The sequence below is a fragment of the Allostella sp. genome, from assembly GCF_041913585.1.
Taxonomy (GTDB): Bacteria; Pseudomonadota; Alphaproteobacteria; order ATCC43930; family Allostellaceae; genus Allostella.
In genome coordinates, this window is record NZ_JAYSFE010000010.1 from 42,134 (window position 1) to 57,170 (window position 15,037).

The following is a 15,037-nucleotide window of genomic DNA, read 5'->3' on the forward strand; positions in this document are numbered from 1 at the left end:
TCGCGAACTCTACCGGTAAGATGCGTCGAAGAAAGCCCCTTCGAGCTCGACCATGCGCGCAAAGCGCGCGGCGACACGGTCCAGCGCGGCGGGATCGAGGTCGGCGGTCGCCGCATCGAACTCGCGCGCGACGCCGGCGACGAACGCGGCGAAGGCCGGCCCGGCATGGAGCGCGATCCATTCGGCATGCTCGAAGCGCGGCGGCGGCGATGCCGCCTCGGCCTCGCCCCAGTCGAGATAGATCCATTCGGCCGGCAGCAGGACCGACAGGATGTCGGCATAGCCGCCCTCGCCAGCCTCGCGCAGCAGGTCGAGGAACTGTCGCGATTCCGGCCACAGTTCCGGGTTGGTGCGCTCCGACGGCGGAACGCCGAGGCGGTCGAAGCAGCGTTCGAAATAGGTGTTCTCGTCGCTGGTGAGGACCGCCGCGAAGCGGGCAAAGAGGCGCTTGCCCGCCATGGTCGGCGCCCGCGCCACGGCGAGCCCGACCAGGGTCGCCAGCGCCTCGACGAAGGCGTAGTCCTGGACGAGGTAGCGCGCGAGCACCCGGTCGTCGAGGGTGCCGTCGCCGAGTTCGCGGACGAAGCGGTGGCCGGTAGCGCGCGTCCAGGCCTCGAAGTGCCGCATGCGGAGCGCGGCCGAAAGCGAGAAACCGGGCGTCACGGGCGCACCGGCTCGGCCGCGAACCAGCGCGCCGGCGCGACGATCTCGTCCTGGGCCGCGACCAGCGCCAGTTCGTCGCCGCCGGCGCGGCGGGTCGACTCGAGGACGCCGTGGATCGCCGACGCGGCATAGGCGAGCGCCGCCGGCAGCGCGCCGGTGCGCAGGAGCCCGGCCAGGAAGAGGGCCGCCACGAGGTCGCCCGTGCCCTTGACCCGGACCGGCACCGTCGGATGCTCGACGAGCCAGGCACCGTCGGGGCCGACGGCCAGCATGCGCTGCCGCGCCGGGTCGCCACCCGCCTCGACGCTGGTCACCAGCACCGTCCCGCCACGACCCGAGCGGCGCAGCTCCCCCGCCCCGGCCGCGATGTCGGCCATGGTCGGCAGCGCCCGCCCGACCAGCCATTCCAGTTCGAACTGGTTCGGCGTCACGATGTCGGCCGCCGGCACCAGCCGCTCGCGGAAGAGCGCCGGGATGCCGGCGGCGACATAGATGCCCTCGGCCCGGTCGCCGATCACCGGGTCGCACGAATAGAGGGCGCCCGCCGGCCGCGCCGCGGCGACCGCGCGCTCGATCGCCTCGCCGATCGCCGGGTCGCCGACATAGCCGGTCAGCACCGCGCGGCAGCGCGCCAGCAGGCCGCGATCGACCAGCGCCGCCAGCATCCCGGCGACCCGGTCGGCCGGCATCGCGCCGCCATGCCAGCGCGGATGTCCGGGATGGTTGGAGCCGACCCAGGTCGGCACCGCCCAGGTCTCGAACCCCAGCCGCTGCAGCGGGAAGAGGGCAGCCGAATTGCCGACATGGCCGGCCGCCACCCAGGACTGAACGGAGAGAATCGCCATCGCGTGGAAGACCGTACCGGCGCCCCGCCCGGCCGTCATCCGGCGATTGCCGACGGGCCTGCCCCGCCCTAGGGTCCTTCGCCCGTTCCCTGCCATCCGCGCCGGAAGGTCCGCCCGTGACCATCGCCACGCCACGCCCGCGACGCAGCGTCCTCTACATGCCGGCCGCCAATGCCCGCACGCTGGAGAAGGCGCAGACGCTCGACGCCGACGCCTTCATCTTCGACCTCGAGGATGCGGTCGCCCCCGACGCCAAGGAGGCGGCGCGGGCGCAGCTTCATGCGGCGCTCGCGCGCTTCGACTACCGCGGCCGCGAACGGGTGGTCCGGGTCAACGGCCTCGGCACCCGGTGGGCGGCGGAGGACCTGCGGATGGCAGCCGCCAGCGGCGCCGACGCCGTCCTCGTCCCGAAGGTCGAGAGCCCGGCGATGCTGCGCGAGGCGGAGGCGGCGCTCGCCGCCGCCGGCGCCCCGCCGGACCAGGCCCTGTGGGCGATGATGGAGACCCCGGCCGCGTTCCTGCGCGCCGATGCGATCGCCGGTGCGACGCCGCGGCTGGCCTGTCTCGCCATGGGAACCTCCGACCTCGCGCAGGAACTGCGCGCGCAGCACACGCCCGACCGCATGGCGTTGCTGCCCAGCCTCGCGCTCGGTCTCCTGGCGGCGCGCGCCCACGGGCTGGCGGCGCTCGACGGCGTGCATCTCGACCTCGCCGACGAGGCGGGCTTCGTCGCCGCCTGCCGCCAGGCGCTGGTGATGGGCTTCGACGGCAAGACGCTCATCCATCCGAGGACCATCGCCGCCGCCAACGCGGTCTTCGCGCCGGCGCCCGAGCGCATCGCCTGGGCCGAGCGGGTAACCGCCGTCCATGCCGAGGCCGAGGCGGCGGGCCAGGGCATCGTGCTGCTCGACGGAAAGCTGATCGAGAACCTGCACGTCGTCGAGGCGCGACGCATTCTCGCAACTGCGGCAGCGATCGCGCGATCGTCGGCCCCGTCGCGTTGACTCGACCGGAATCGCGGTCTATTTCAACTTTCTGCGCGGGTCTCGCGCACCTGCCGCTTCCCACGAGGCCGCCCGCATGGCAACCGAACGCGCGACCGGTCCTTCCCGGCCGCTGTCGCCGCATCTACAGGTCTATCGTCCCCAGATCACCTCGGTGCTGTCGATCCTGCATCGCGGCACGGGGATCGCCTTGTCCGTCGGCACGCTGATGCTGGTCTGGTGGCTGGTCGCCGCCGCGACCGGGCCGGCCGCCTTCGCCTCGGCCCAGGGTTTCATCACGTCCTGGTTCGGGCTCCTGCTGCTCCTGGGCTGGACCTTCTCGCTCTTCTTCCACCTGTGCAACGGCATCCGCCACCTCTTCTGGGATGCCGGCTACGGGTTCGAGATCAAGCAGGTCTACGCGAGCGGCTGGGCCGTCGTCGCCGCCTCGGGCGGGTTGACGGTGCTGGCCTGGATCATCGGCCTCGTCGGCCGTGGGAGCTGACGCCATGAAGATGCGTTCCAGCCTCGGCCGGGTGCGCGGCCTGGGATCGGCCAAGGAGGGCGTCGGCCACTGGTGGGTGCAGCGGCTGACCGCCGTGGCGCTGGTCCCGCTGGCGCTGTGGTTCGTCGGCTCGCTGATCGGCCAGGTCGGCGCCAGCCACGCGGCGGTCGCGGCGTGGCTCGCCCAGCCCTGCCCGGCGATCGTGATGATCCTGCTCGCGATCGCCACCTTCTACCATGCAGCCCTCGGCCTGCAGGTGGTGATCGAGGACTACGTCTCGAGCGAGGGCGTGCGCCTCGTCGCCATCGCGGCCATGAAGCTCGCCTGCTTCGCGCTCGCGACGGCGGCGGTCTTCGCCGTCCTCAAGCTCGCCCTCTGACGAGGCACTCCGACATGGCATCCGCCTACAAGATCATCGACCATGCCTACGACGTCGTCGTCGTCGGCGCCGGCGGCGCCGGCCTGCGCGCGACGCTCGGCATGGGCATGGCCGGCCTCAAGACCGCGTGCGTGACCAAGGTCTTCCCGACCCGCAGCCACACCGTCGCCGCCCAGGGCGGCATCGGCGCGGCACTCGGCAACATGGGTCCCGACGACTGGCGCTGGCACATGTTCGACACCGTCAAGGGGTCGGACTGGCTGGGCGACCAGGACGCGATCGAATACATGTGCCGCAGCGCCATCCCGGCGGTGGTCGAGCTCGAGCATTTCGGCGTCCCCTTCTCGCGCACCGAGGAGGGCAAGATCTACCAGCGGCCCTTCGGCGGCCACACCACCGAGTACGGCGACGGGCCGATGGCCAAGCGCGCCTGCGCGGCGGCCGACCGCACCGGCCACGCCATCCTGCACACGCTCTACCAGCAGTGCCTGAAGCACAAGGCCGAGTTCTTCGTCGAGTACTTCGCCCTCGACCTCATCATGGACGAGGACGGCGCCTGCCGCGGCGTCATGGCGTGGAACCTCGACGACGGCACCATCCACCGCTTCCGCGCCCACATGGTGGTGCTGGCGACGGGCGGCTACGGCCGCGCCTACTTCTCCTGCACGTCCGCCCACACCTGCACCGGCGACGGCAACGCCATGGTGCTGCGCGCCGGCCTGCCGTTGCAGGACATGGAGTTCGTGCAGTTCCACCCGACCGGCATCTACAGCGCCGGCTGCCTCATCACCGAGGGCGCCCGCGGCGAGGGCGGCTACCTCACCAACTCGTCGGGCGAGCGCTTCATGGAGCGCTACGCGCCGCACGCCAAGGATCTGGCGAGCCGCGACGTCGTCAGCCGCGCCATGACGATCGAGGTCCGCGAGGGCCGCGGCGTCGGCAAGGAGAACGACCACATCCTGCTCCACCTGGAGCATCTCGACCCGTCGGTCCTGGCCGAGCGCCTGCCCGGCATCTCCGAGACCGCCAAGATCTTCGCCGGCGTCGAGGTGACCAAGGAGCCGATCCCGGTCCTGCCGACCGTCCACTACAACATGGGCGGCATCCCGACGAACTATCACGGCGAGGTCCTGCGCCCGACCCGGGACAATCCCGACGCCGTCTGCCCCGGCCTGATGGCGATCGGCGAGGCCGCCTGCGTCTCCGTCCACGGCGCCAACCGGCTCGGCACCAACTCGCTGATCGACCTCGTCGTCTTCGGCCGCGCCGCCGCCCACCGGGCGGCCGAGCTGGTGCGGCCGGGAACGCCGCACAAGCCCTTGTCGGCCAACGCCGGCGACGAGGCGCTGGCGCGGCTCGACCGCATCCGCAATGCCAGGGGCGGCAGCCCGACGGCGCGCATCCGCCTCAAGATGCAGCGGACGATGCAGAACAACTGCGCCGTCTTCCGCTCGGGCGAGGTGCTGGAGGAGGGCTGCCGGCTGATCGACCAAGTCCATGCCGAGTTCGGCGACCTGTCGGTGGCGGACCGCTCGATGGTCTGGAACAGCGACCTCGTCGAATCGCTGGAGCTCGACAACCTGATCTCGCAGTCCCTGGCGACGCTCTATTCCGGCGCCGCCCGCACGGAAAGCCGCGGCGCGCATGCCCGCGAGGACTATCCCGACCGCGACGACGAGAACTGGATGAAGCACACGCTGGCCTGGGTGGACGGCAAGGGCGGCGTGACGCTCGGCTACCGTGACGTGCACATGTTCACGCTGTCGAACGAAGTGTCCGTCTTCCCGCCCAAGAAGCGCGTCTACTGAGAGGCCGGCTCCGATGGCTCAGCTCACGCTGCCCGCGAACTCCAAGGTCGGGGTCGGCAAGACCTTCCCGGCGCCGTCCGGCGCCAAGGACGTCCGCGCCTTCAAGATCTACCGCTGGAACGGCGAGGACGGCCAGAATCCGCGCGTCGACACCTACGAGATCGACCTCGCCGACTGCGGGCCGATGGTTCTCGACGCGCTCATCAAGATCAAGAACGAGATCGACCCGACGCTGACCTTCCGGCGCTCCTGCCGCGAGGGCATCTGCGGCTCGTGCGCGATGAACATCGACGGCACCAACACCCTCGCCTGCCTCAAGGGCATCGACGAGGTGAGGGGCGACGTCAAGATCTACCCGCTGCCGCACATGCCGGTGGTCAAGGACCTGGTGCCGGACCTCAACCAGGCCTATGCGCAGTACGCCTCCGTCGAGCCCTGGCTGCAGACGGAATCGCCGCCGCCGCCCGACAAGGAGCGGCTGCAGAGCGTCGAGGAGCGCAACAAGATCGACGGGCTGTGGGAGTGCATCCTGTGCTTCTGCTGCTCGACGAGCTGCCCCAGCTACTGGTGGAACGGCGACCGCTACCTCGGCCCCGCGGTCCTGCTCCAGGCCTATCGCTGGATCGCCGACAGCCGCGACGAGCACACCGGCGAGCGGCTCGACGCGCTGGAGGACCCGTTCCGCCTCTACCGCTGCCACACGATCATGAACTGCACGCGGACCTGCCCCAAGGGGCTGAACCCCGCCAAGGCGATCGCCGAGATCAAGAAGCTGATGATCGAGCGCCGCTGACGCGGCGCTCGCCGTTGCGGACGGCGGGCTACTCCTCGCCGTCCGGGACGAACATGTAGCCCGTCCCGCGCACGGTCTTGATGACCCGCGGCTTGGCCGGATCGAGCTCGATCTTGCGCCGCAGGCGGGTGATCCGCACGTCGATCGAGCGATCGAACGGGTCCCAGTCGCGATTGTGGGCGAGGTCGAGCAGGCGGTCGCGCGACAGCACCTGCCGCGGATGCCTGGCGAAGGTGCGCAGGAGGTCGAACTCCATCGCGGTGATCGGCAATTCGCTGCCGTCGGCGGCGAAGAGGCGCTGGCCCGCCAGGTCGAGCCGGCACGGGCCGAACGGGACATGGGTCGGCGCCTCGGCCTTGTCCGGCGCCTTCTCGGCGGCGCCTGCCGCCGGCAGGCGCCGCAGCACGCTGCGCACCCGCGCCAGCAGTTCGCGGAGGTCGAACGGCTTGGGGACGTAGTCGTCGGCCCCCATCTCCAGCCCGACGACGCGGTCGATCGCCTCCCCCGCCGCCGTCACCAGGATGACCCCGATGCGCGTCTCCTGGCGCAGGAAGCGGGTCAGCGACAGCCCGTCCTCACCCGGCATGTTGAGATCGAGGAGGACGAGGTCGACCGTGCCGCCGGCGACCGCACGGCGCAGTTCGGCGCCGCTGCCGGCCGTCGTCACGGCGAAGCCCTGCATCGCCAGATATTCCTCCAGCGTCGCCCGGATCTCCGGCTCGTCGTCGACCACGACGATATGGGCGCGATCGGCCATGCTGGCCCCGTCCCCCTCGATCGGTTCGGAAACATTTGAAACGGTGATGGACACACCATTAACGAAAAACCGCGCCGCGAGAAATCTCCGCGAAACGACACAACCCTAATTTCCGCGCCGTTCGAGCGGGGACCGGAGCGAGTTCCGCCCCCAATTTCGCGGAGTACACGTCATGGCCAGTGCAGCGGCGGGTGGCCGGCAGGCCCCCAGGTTCCGGATCGTCTCCAACGGCGCCGAGCAGACCCACGACACCGACCTGGTGCGTCGGGTGGCCGCCGGCGACCGCCTGGCGCTCCGCCGCATCCATGACCGCTTCCAGCGTCCGCTGATCGCCTACCTGCTGCGCTTCGTGCGCGACCACGCGGTCGCCGAGGAGCTGGCGGCGGAGGTCATGATCGGCATCTGGCGGCAGGCGGCGCGCTACGAGGGCCGGTCGTCGCTGGAGACCTGGGTGTTCGGCATCGCCCACAACAAGGCCGTGAGCTGGCTGCGCAAGCGCCGCGAGGAAGGCATGCCCGAAGGCGCCGCCGAGGCGCTGGTCGACGAGCGCGCCGACCCCGAGGCGGAGGCCGAGGCCGCCGGCATGACCGGCATGATGTCCCGCCTGATCGGCCGGCTGTCGGCCGAGCAGCAGGCGGCGCTCCAGCTCACCTACTACCAGGACATGCCCCTGGAACAGGTCGCGGACGCGATGGGCTGCCCGGTCAACACCGTGAAGACCCGCATCTACTATGCCCGCCAGCACCTGAAGCGGATGCTGGCGGACGAAGGGATCCGCGCGCTCGCCGCCTGAGCGGCGACCCCGGGGGTTGGCCGGCCGACGCTGGCGGACCGGACGGTTTCCGGCCATCCTCCCCCGGTCCGAAGCGATCGGGGAAGCGTCCGGTGTCCGCCAAGAAGCTCGTCAACCACCCCGCCGGGATCGTCCGCGAGATGCTGGAAGGCATCGTCGCGACGACCCCCGGCCTCGCCCTCGTCGACGGCAGCAACGTCGTCGTCCGGGCCGACGCGGCCGGCGGCCGCCACGGCGAAGTGGCCGTCATCTGCGGCGGCGGCAGCGGCCACGAGCCCGCCCATGCCGGCTATGTCGGCCGCGGGATGCTGCACGCCGCGGTCGCCGGCGACGTCTTCGCCTCGCCCTCCACCGACGCCGTCCTGGCGGCGATCCGTGCCGTCACCGGACCGGCGGGCGCGCTCCTGGTCATCAAGAACTATACCGGCGACCGGCTCAATTTCGGCCTCGCCGCCCAGATCGCGCGCCAGGAGGGGCATCTCGTCGAGATGCTGGTGGTGGCCGACGACGTCGCCATCCCCGACGACGATCGCGGCACCGCGGGGCGCCGCGGCATCGCCGGGACGGTGCTGGTGAACAAGATCGCCGGCGCGGCGGCGGCGGCCGGACTCGACCTCGCCGGGGTGCGCGCCGCGGCCGAGGCGGCGATGGCCGAGCTCGGCACCATGGGCGTCGCGCTCCAGCCCTGCATCCTGCCCGGCGCCGCGGCGGCGAACTTCCGGCTCGGCGACGACGAGATCGAGCTCGGCCTCGGCATCCACGGCGAAGCCGGGGTCCGCCGCGCGCCGCTCGCCCCCGCCGACCGCATCGTCGACACGCTGCTGGAGGCGGTCCTGGCCGACCGGGGCTTCGCCGCGGGCGAGCGGGTGGTGCTGATGGTCAACGATCTCGGCACGACGACGCCGATGGAACTGGCGGTCGCCGCGCGCCGCGCGGCGATCGTGCTGGCGGAGGGCGGCCTCGTGCTGGAGCGCGCCTATCTCGGCCGCTTCCTGTCCGCTCTCGACATGGCCGGGCTGTCGCTGTCGGTGATGCGCGTCGACGACGGGCGGCTCGCCCTGCTCGACCGGCCGACCGCGGCCGCGGCATGGCCGAACGCGGCGACGGCCCGGCCGGCCGGCGCCCGCATCCCGCGCCTCGCCGTGGAAACGCCCGCAGCAGCCGACCTCTCCGCGGACGGCATGGCGCCGCTGCACGTCCACGACGCCGTCCGCGCCGTCTCGGCGGCACTCGTCGCCCACGAGGCGGAACTGACCGAACTCGACCGCACGGTCGGCGACGGCGACCTCGGCCAGAGCCTCGCCCGCGGCGCCCGCGCGCTCGCAGCCGCGCTCGACGAGGCGCCGGCCGCCGCGCCGGACGGGCTGGCCCGGGCGATGGCCGCCGCCTGGCGGCGCGACGTCGGCGGCACGTCCGGCCCGCTCTACGCCGCCTTCCTGATCGAGGCGGGCGGCCGGCTGGCCGCCGCCGAATCCGCCCACACGGCCACCGACTGGGCCGAGGCGTTCCTCGCCGGCTGCGACGCGATCGCCGCGCTGGGCGGGGCCGAGCGTGGCGACCGGACCATGCTGGACGCACTCTGGCCCGCCGCCGAGCGCTTCCGCGAACGGCTCGCCGAAGGCGAGCACCCGGCCCGCGCCTTCGAGGCGGCGGTCGCGGCCGCGCACGCGGGCGCCGCCGCGACCGCCCATGTCCGGGCCCGGCGCGGCCGCTCGAGCTATCTCGGCGAGCGCGTCATCGGCACCCCGGATCCCGGCGCCGTCGCCGCCGCACGCTGGCTGGCGGCGCTCGCCGCCCACTGGTCCGGGCGCGGCTGACAGCGGATCGCGCGGTCGACCGCCCGGCGCGCCCGCCGGCGGTCCCGTCCACCTGGCCTGGGGGACCGGTCAGACCGGACGGCCGAGGAGGCGGCGGACGAAGGCCACCACCTCGGGCGGGTCGAAGGGCTTCTCCAGCACCTCGCAGCCGGCCTCGATCAGGAAGTCGGCCGCCGCCGCGCCCAGGGAATCGCCGGTCATGAAGGCGATCGGGGTGGCCGGCCGGCCGGAGGCGGAGACGGCGCGCCAGAGGTCGCGGCCGTCGACGTCCGGCATGCGGATGTCGCTCAGCACGAGGTCGAAATGGAGCCGCGCCAGGAGGCCGAGCGCCTCCCGACCCGACTCGACGACGGTCACCCGGAAGCCGGCGGCATCCAGGATCTCCTCCAGCATGGCGGCGATGTCGGGCTCGTCGTCGACGACGAGGATGTGGCGGCCCGCGCCGGCCCCGTCGGCCTGCGCCTCGTCCGTCGCGTCCTCGGCATCGCCCTCGCCCAGCGGCAGCTCGATGACGAAGGCGGCGCCGCCGCCGGGCGCCTCCTCGACCCAGATCGTGCCGTCGTGCCCGGCGACGATGCCGTGGCAGACCGAAAGCCCGACGCCGGTGCCGACGCCGGCCGGCTTGGTCGTGAAGAACGGGTCGAAGATGCGGCGGCGGAGATGCGGGTCGACCCCCGGGCCGTTGTCGGCGACCGTGAGGCGCAGCCGCTGTCCGCCCGGCAGCAGCGCCGCGCGCAGCGACAGGCGGCGGGGCGGCGGCACGTCCATCAGGGCCTGCTGGGCATTGAGCAGCAGGTTCATCACCACCTGGCCGAGCTGGTCCTCGTCGGCCCACAGCTGCGGCAGGTCCTCGGCGACGTCGACCGCGGTCTCGACGCCCGAGGTGCGCAGGGGATAGGCGACGATGTCGAAGGCCGAGCGGACGATCCCCGCCATCGCCACCCGCTTGCGCTGCGGCGGCCGCTGCCGGGCCATGGCGAGGAAGGTCTTGACGATGCGCGCGCAGCGGTCGGCCGCCGCCCGGATGCGGGCGGCGCGCGCCTTCGTCCGCTCGTCGCCCGCCGTCTCCTCCATCAGGAAGGACTGGCCGACGACCACCGACAGCGGGTTGTTGAGTTCGTGCGCGACGCCGGCGAGCAGCGAGCCCAGCGCCGCCAGCTTCTCGCTCTGGATCAGGGCCTCGCGCTGGCGCTGGATCTCGGCCGCCGCGCGCCGCTTCTCGGTGACGTCGCGGAAGATGAGCTGCAGGCGGTCGCGCCCGCCGGCGGCGACCTTGGTGCCCGTCGTCTCGACGACGAACCGGCTGCCGTCGAGCCGCAGCATCTCGCGTTCGCGATAGGGGGCGGGCTGCCCGGATTCGCGGACGACGCGCGCCCGGAGCCGGGCGATGGCATGGTACTCGGGGGGCACGAAGTCGTAGATGTCGCGGCCGATCAGGTCGCGCTCGCCGGCGGCGCCCATCATCCGCACGGCCGCCGCGTTGGCCGACATGATGATCTGGTTCTCGGTGATCATGATGCCGTCGGGGGCCGCCTCGAAGAGCCGGCGGTAGGTCTCCTCGGAATCGAGCCGCGCCTCCTCGCTGCGGGCGCGGTTGATGGCGACGCCGATCAGGTTGGCGACGGCGCGCAGCGCCTCGACCTCGATCGGATGCCAGATGCGGTCGCTCTTGCAGTCGTCGAGCCCGACGGTGCCCCAGACGCTGTCGCCGATCATCACCGGCATGCGCAGCAGCGAGCGGACACCGATCGGTTCCAGGAACGCGCGCTTGGCCGGGTCGAGATCGCGGGTCAGCGCCTGCTCGGTCTCGCCCTGCTCGCGCCGGACCCACCAGTCGGCGAAGGCGGCGTGGCGGGCCGCCGCCATTTCCGGCGGCATCGGCATCGGCGCCTCGGGGGCACCCGGGGCGCTCCACACGAGAAGGTCGGCCAGCCGGCGCATCTCCGGCGCCTCGCGCCGGATCTCGGTCAGGATGACCCGGCTCGCCGCCAGCACCTCGCCCGCCCGGCCGAGCAGGAGCCGGGTCTGCTCCAGCCAGCTCTCGCCCGAGAGGATGCGTGCGGCCGCCTCGGCGACCGCGGCCAGGATCGCCTGGTGCCGCTCGGCGTCCTCCTCCGCCTGCCGCTGCGCGGTGACGTCGGTGAAGGTGGTGATGAAACCGCCGTTGCGGGCGAAATTGTGCCGCACCAGCAGTGCCGTGCCGTTCGGCCGGCGGCGCTCGTAGCTGTCGGGACGGGCACGGGCGAGCCACTCGGAATGGGTGCGGAAGACCTGCTCGAACGATGCCTCGCCGAACTCGCCGGCGGCGACCTGCGCCCGCACCAGGTCGACGACCTGCACGCCGCGCCGCTTCATCTCCTCCGGCAGGCCGGCCAGTTCGAACGCCCGGTCGTTCCATGCGATCAGCCGGTGCTCGCCGTCGAAGGCGAGGATGCCGTCGTTCATGTTCTCCAGTGTCGCCTGGAGGATCTGCGAGCGCTCCGCCGCGCGCGCCTCGCGGCGCTTCAGGTCGGTGACGTCGATGCGCACCGAGACGAGGCCGCCATCGGGCATGGTGCGGTCGACGAGGCGGATCCACCGCCCGTCGACGCGCTCGATCTCGAAGGGCGGCAGGTTCTGCCGCCGCTCCTGCCGGCGCCGCTCGAGATAGGCCTCGACCTCCTCCGGCGACATCCGGAGCTGCGGTGCGTTGAGGCGGGCGCGGGCGTGGGCGGCGAAGTCGACCCCCGGGTAGGTGAGGTCGTTGAAGTCACGGTAGAGGTCGCGATAGCGGCGGTTGAAGAGGACCAGCCGGTCGTTGGCGTCCCAGACCGCGAACCCCTCCTCCAGCGCCTCGATGGCGTCGGCGAGCACCGGCATCGTCGCCGAGCCGCGCGGCCAGATCTCGATCCGGCGGCCGTCCGCCAGATCCAGCCGCTCGACCTCGCCCAGCAGCGGGCGGCCGTCGGCCATCAGCTGCGCATAGGCGCGGTTGACGGCACCCGGGCTGCCGTCGGCGGCGACGAGACGCGCCGGCGCCGCCAGCAGGTCGAGCAGCCCCACCAGCGCGGCGTCTTCCGCGCTGGCGCATTCCTCCGGCCGGCTGGATCGGATGGGGTCGCTCATGGCATCGTCGGGGCGTGGGGCGGCGGGACCCTAGCACGGTCGCCGCCCCGCCACCAATCCAACCCCGAGGAAATCCCGACGATGGCGGAACTGCGCGAGATCACGGCCGGACTGCGCTTTCCCGAAGGCCCGGTGGCGATGCCGGACGGCTCGGTCCTGCTGGTCGAGATCGCGGCCGGGCGCCTGACCCGCGTCGCGCCCGACGGCACCAAGACGACCGTCTCGGAGATCGGCGCCGGCCCGAACGGCGCCGCCATCGGTCCCGACGGCCGCTGCTGGATCTGCAACAACGGCGGCTTCAAGTGGCACGAGGAGGCGGGCACCCTCCGCCCGGTGCTGCAGGCCGACGACTATTCGGGCGGGCGCATCGAGGCGGTCGACCTTGCGACCGGGGCCGTCGAGCGGATCTACGACCGGGCCGGGGCCTTCGGGCTGCGCGGCCCCAACGACCTCGTGTTCGATGCCCATGGCGGGGTCTGGTTCACCGATCTCGGCAAGGCGCGGGCCCGCGACATGGACCGCGGCGCCGTCTACTACGCGCGGGCCGACGGCAGCCTCATCCGCGAGGTCATCCAGCCGATGGTGACCCCCAACGGCATCGGCCTGTCGCCGGACGGACGGACGCTCTACGTCGCCGAGACCGAGCCGGGCCGGCTCTGGGCCTTCGACGTCACCGCACCCGGCGAGATCCGCAAGCTGCCCTGGCCTTCGCCGCATGGCGGCCGGCTCGTCGTCGGGCTCGACGGCTTCCAGCGCTTCGATTCGCTGGCGGTGCAGGCGGACGGCGCGATCTGCGTCGCCACCCTGATGTCGGGCCGCATCACCATCGTCGACCCGGACGGCGGCAACCTCCGCTTCGTCGAAATGCCGGAGCCCTATCCGACCAACATCTGCTTCGGCGGCCCCGACCGGAAGACCGCCTACATCACCCTGTCGATGACCGGCCGGCTGGTGGCGATGGACTGGCCGGTCCCGGGTGCGGCCCTCAACTGGCTCGACCGGCGGCCGTAGCCGGGGTGGCCAGGCCGCCCGTCTCCGCGATGAAGGCGACGATCTCGGCGACGCCCTGGCCCGACTTGAGGTTGGAGAAGAGGAAGGGCCGGGACCCGCGCATCCGCCGCGCGTCCCGGTCCATCACCTCGAGGCTGGCGCCGACCAGCGGTGCCAGGTCGGTCTTGTTGATGACCAGCAGGTCCGAGCGGGTGATGCCGGGGCCGCCCTTGCGCGGGATCTTGTCGCCGGCCGAGACGTCGATGACATAGAGGGTGAGGTCGGCCAGTTCCGGGCTGAAGGTGGCGGCGAGGTTGTCGCCGCCCGATTCGATGAAGACGAGGTCGAGGTCGACGAAGCGCCGGGCGATCTCCTCGACCGCGGCCAGGTTGATCGAGGCGTCCTCGCGGATGGCGGTGTGCGGACAGCCGCCGGTCTCGACGCCGACGATGCGCTCCGGCGCCAGCGCGCCCGAGCGGGTCAGGAATTCCGCGTCCTCCTTGGTGTAGATGTCGTTGGTGACGACCGCGAGGTTCCAGCGGTCGCGCATCGCCTTGCACAGGCGGTCGACGAGTGCGGTCTTGCCGGACCCGACGGGGCCCCCGACGCCGACGCGGAGCGGTCCGTTGCTCATGAGCGGAAGAGCCTCGTGTATTGGGTTTCGTGGCGCATCGCGGCCCAGTCGACCATCGGGGCCGCGGTGCCGAGATCGTCGAGCGGTGCCGCCAGCGCCGCCAGCGCGGTGCGGGCGACGACCGGCATCAGGGCGGCGGTCACGCGCTGCCCGTCGGTCTGGCCAAGCGGCACCAAGCGCACGCCGGCCGAGACGAGGCTGGCGGCGAAGGCGCCGAGCAGCGCCGTCAGCGCCGGCGCCAGCGGCACCGTGCCGGCTGCGGCCGCCGCCTGGGCGACCGGCAGCGGCACCGGGCGGCCGTCGCGCAGCGCCGCCAGCCGGTCGAGCGCCGGGCCGGGCCAGGCGGCACGGGTGATGGCGAGGAACGACGCCCCCTGCTGGCCGCTTTCGAGCGCCAGTTCGCCGGTCGCGCGCAATGCGGCGGCGAGGTCGGCGATGCGGTCGACCTCCGCCCAGTCGCCCGCCGCGACGGCGCGGTGGGCATGGGCGAAGAGGACCGCGTCCGACCAGCCGGCGCCGTACTCCACGACATGGGCGACCCAGGCCTCGAGGCCGGCGCGATCGCGGACCAGCCCGTCCTCGACGGCCCATTCGAGCCCGTGGCTGTAGCTGAAGGCCCCGGTCGGATAGGCGGGCGAGGTCCAGGTGAGGAGCCGGTAGAGCGCCGCCTCGCCGCCGTCAGCCAGCGGGCTCGGCATGGCCGTGGGCATGCCCATGGGAATGGCCGTGGTCGTGATGGTGGTCGTGATCGTGCCCATGGTCATGGGCATGGTCATGGGCATGCGGGTGCCGCGGGTCGTGATTGTGCTGGCCGTAGGCGCCGCCCTCGGGGTTGAACGGCGCCTCGACCGGCTCCACGGTGGCCCCCAGGCCGCGCAGCATGTCGACGATGACGTGGTCGTCGCGGATCAGGATGCGGTCGGCGCCGATGTCGGCCGGCAGGTGGCGGTTGCCGATGTGCCAGG

14 protein-coding genes and 1 pseudogene are annotated in these 15,037 nt (G+C 72.6%); 8 read left to right on the forward strand and 7 right to left on the reverse strand.

What is annotated here, in order from left to right; genetic code table 11:
• Positions 1-9: 9 nt before the first annotated feature.
• Together ACE3Q3_RS03540 and pdxY are read right to left on the reverse strand one after the other, a co-directional pair.
• A complete protein-coding gene (locus ACE3Q3_RS03540) occupies positions 10-663 on the reverse strand; it encodes a TenA family protein (RefSeq protein WP_374441882.1) in 654 nt (217 codons plus the stop codon).
• Positions 660-1,547 (reverse strand): pyridoxal kinase PdxY, encoded by an 888-nt coding sequence (gene pdxY / locus ACE3Q3_RS03545; RefSeq protein WP_374441885.1) that lies wholly within the window; start codon positions 1,545-1,547, stop codon positions 660-662. The genes ACE3Q3_RS03540 and pdxY overlap by 4 nt, the downstream gene beginning before the upstream one ends.
• Before the next feature lie 77 nt (positions 1,548-1,624).
• On the opposite strand from pdxY, the gene ACE3Q3_RS03550 reads away from it, so the two are divergent.
• The 5 genes from ACE3Q3_RS03550 to ACE3Q3_RS03570 all read left to right on the forward strand — a co-directional run bounded on the left by ACE3Q3_RS03550 (position 1,625) and on the right by ACE3Q3_RS03570 (position 5,976).
• Entirely contained in the window at positions 1,625-2,512 is an 888-nt protein-coding gene (locus ACE3Q3_RS03550) for a CoA ester lyase (RefSeq protein ID WP_374441887.1), read from the forward strand.
• Between the two features lie 76 nt (positions 2,513-2,588).
• Entirely contained in the window at positions 2,589-2,996 is a 408-nt protein-coding gene (sdhC, locus tag ACE3Q3_RS03555) for a succinate dehydrogenase, cytochrome b556 subunit (protein WP_374441890.1), read from the forward strand.
• A gap of 4 nt (positions 2,997-3,000) precedes the next feature.
• Positions 3,001-3,375 (forward strand): succinate dehydrogenase, hydrophobic membrane anchor protein, encoded by a 375-nt coding sequence (sdhD, locus tag ACE3Q3_RS03560; protein WP_374441893.1) that lies wholly within the window; start codon positions 3,001-3,003, stop codon positions 3,373-3,375.
• Between the two features lie 14 nt (positions 3,376-3,389).
• Positions 3,390-5,183 carry a succinate dehydrogenase flavoprotein subunit gene (gene sdhA / locus ACE3Q3_RS03565; protein WP_374441896.1) on the forward strand — a complete coding sequence of 598 codons (1,794 nt, stop codon included), beginning with the start codon at positions 3,390-3,392 and terminating at the stop codon, positions 5,181-5,183.
• Between the two features lie 13 nt (positions 5,184-5,196).
• The gene (locus ACE3Q3_RS03570; protein ID WP_374441899.1) at positions 5,197-5,976 is read left to right on the forward strand and encodes a succinate dehydrogenase iron-sulfur subunit; all 780 of its coding nucleotides are present in this window, start codon (positions 5,197-5,199) and stop codon (positions 5,974-5,976) included.
• 28 nt (positions 5,977-6,004) lie between these two features.
• Here the strand turns inward: ACE3Q3_RS03570 and ACE3Q3_RS03575 are convergent, their stop codons facing one another.
• The gene (locus tag ACE3Q3_RS03575; protein WP_374441901.1) at positions 6,005-6,733 is read right to left on the reverse strand and encodes a response regulator; all 729 of its coding nucleotides are present in this window, start codon (positions 6,731-6,733) and stop codon (positions 6,005-6,007) included.
• 172 nt (positions 6,734-6,905) lie between these two features.
• Here ACE3Q3_RS03575 and ACE3Q3_RS03580 point away from each other — a divergent pair, with 172 nt between their 5' ends.
• Together ACE3Q3_RS03580 and dhaL are read left to right on the forward strand one after the other, a co-directional pair.
• On the forward strand, positions 6,906-7,526 hold the full coding sequence (locus ACE3Q3_RS03580) for an RNA polymerase sigma factor (RefSeq protein WP_374441903.1): 621 nt from the start codon (positions 6,906-6,908) through the stop codon (positions 7,524-7,526).
• A 92-nt stretch (positions 7,527-7,618) separates the two neighbouring features.
• Positions 7,619-9,343 carry a dihydroxyacetone kinase subunit DhaL gene (gene dhaL / locus ACE3Q3_RS03585; RefSeq protein WP_374441905.1) on the forward strand — a complete coding sequence of 575 codons (1,725 nt, stop codon included), beginning with the start codon at positions 7,619-7,621 and terminating at the stop codon, positions 9,341-9,343.
• A 69-nt stretch (positions 9,344-9,412) separates the two neighbouring features.
• On the opposite strand, the gene ACE3Q3_RS03590 is transcribed toward dhaL, so the two are convergent.
• A complete protein-coding gene (locus ACE3Q3_RS03590) occupies positions 9,413-12,448 on the reverse strand; it encodes a PAS-domain containing protein (protein WP_374441908.1) in 3,036 nt (1,011 codons plus the stop codon).
• A gap of 81 nt (positions 12,449-12,529) precedes the next feature.
• Between ACE3Q3_RS03590 and ACE3Q3_RS03595 the strand changes: the two genes are divergently transcribed.
• A complete protein-coding gene (locus ACE3Q3_RS03595) occupies positions 12,530-13,459 on the forward strand; it encodes an SMP-30/gluconolactonase/LRE family protein (RefSeq protein WP_374441911.1) in 930 nt (309 codons plus the stop codon).
• On the opposite strand, the gene ureG is transcribed toward ACE3Q3_RS03595, so the two are convergent.
• The 3 genes and pseudogenes from ureG to ACE3Q3_RS03610 all read right to left on the reverse strand — a co-directional run.
• Positions 13,434-14,072, reverse strand: a complete 639-nt coding sequence (ureG, locus tag ACE3Q3_RS03600; RefSeq protein WP_374441913.1) for an urease accessory protein UreG — start codon at positions 14,070-14,072, stop codon at positions 13,434-13,436. The two genes, ACE3Q3_RS03595 and ureG, sit on opposite strands and share 26 nt — an antisense overlap.
• Positions 14,069-14,788 carry an urease accessory protein UreF gene (locus tag ACE3Q3_RS03605; RefSeq protein ID WP_374441916.1) on the reverse strand — a complete coding sequence of 240 codons (720 nt, stop codon included), beginning with the start codon at positions 14,786-14,788 and terminating at the stop codon, positions 14,069-14,071. The genes ureG and ACE3Q3_RS03605 overlap by 4 nt, the downstream gene beginning before the upstream one ends.
• Positions 14,751-15,037, reverse strand: a pseudogene (locus ACE3Q3_RS03610) (urease accessory protein UreE); the annotation flags it as partial. The gene ACE3Q3_RS03605 and the pseudogene ACE3Q3_RS03610, both read right to left, overlap by 38 nt.

Coding starts and splice junctions, on each gene's coding strand:
- ureG (WP_374441913.1), bottom strand. CDS start 14,072: ATGAGCAACGGACCGCTCCGCGTCGGCGTCGGGGGCCCCGTCGGGTCC.
- ACE3Q3_RS03605 (WP_374441916.1), bottom strand. CDS start 14,788: ATGGGCATGCCCACGGCCATGCCGAGCCCGCTGGCTGACGGCGGCGAG.
- sdhA (WP_374441896.1), top strand. CDS start 3,390: ATGGCATCCGCCTACAAGATCATCGACCATGCCTACGACGTCGTCGTC.
- ACE3Q3_RS03595 (WP_374441911.1), top strand. CDS start 12,530: ATGGCGGAACTGCGCGAGATCACGGCCGGACTGCGCTTTCCCGAAGGC.
- ACE3Q3_RS03575 (WP_374441901.1), bottom strand. CDS start 6,733: ATGGCCGATCGCGCCCATATCGTCGTGGTCGACGACGAGCCGGAGATC.
- ACE3Q3_RS03570 (WP_374441899.1), top strand. CDS start 5,197: ATGGCTCAGCTCACGCTGCCCGCGAACTCCAAGGTCGGGGTCGGCAAG.
- sdhC (WP_374441890.1), top strand. CDS start 2,589: ATGGCAACCGAACGCGCGACCGGTCCTTCCCGGCCGCTGTCGCCGCAT.
- ACE3Q3_RS03590 (WP_374441908.1), bottom strand. CDS start 12,448: ATGAGCGACCCCATCCGATCCAGCCGGCCGGAGGAATGCGCCAGCGCG.
- pdxY (WP_374441885.1), bottom strand. CDS start 1,547: ATGACGGCCGGGCGGGGCGCCGGTACGGTCTTCCACGCGATGGCGATT.
- sdhD (WP_374441893.1), top strand. CDS start 3,001: ATGAAGATGCGTTCCAGCCTCGGCCGGGTGCGCGGCCTGGGATCGGCC.
- ACE3Q3_RS03580 (WP_374441903.1), top strand. CDS start 6,906: ATGGCCAGTGCAGCGGCGGGTGGCCGGCAGGCCCCCAGGTTCCGGATC.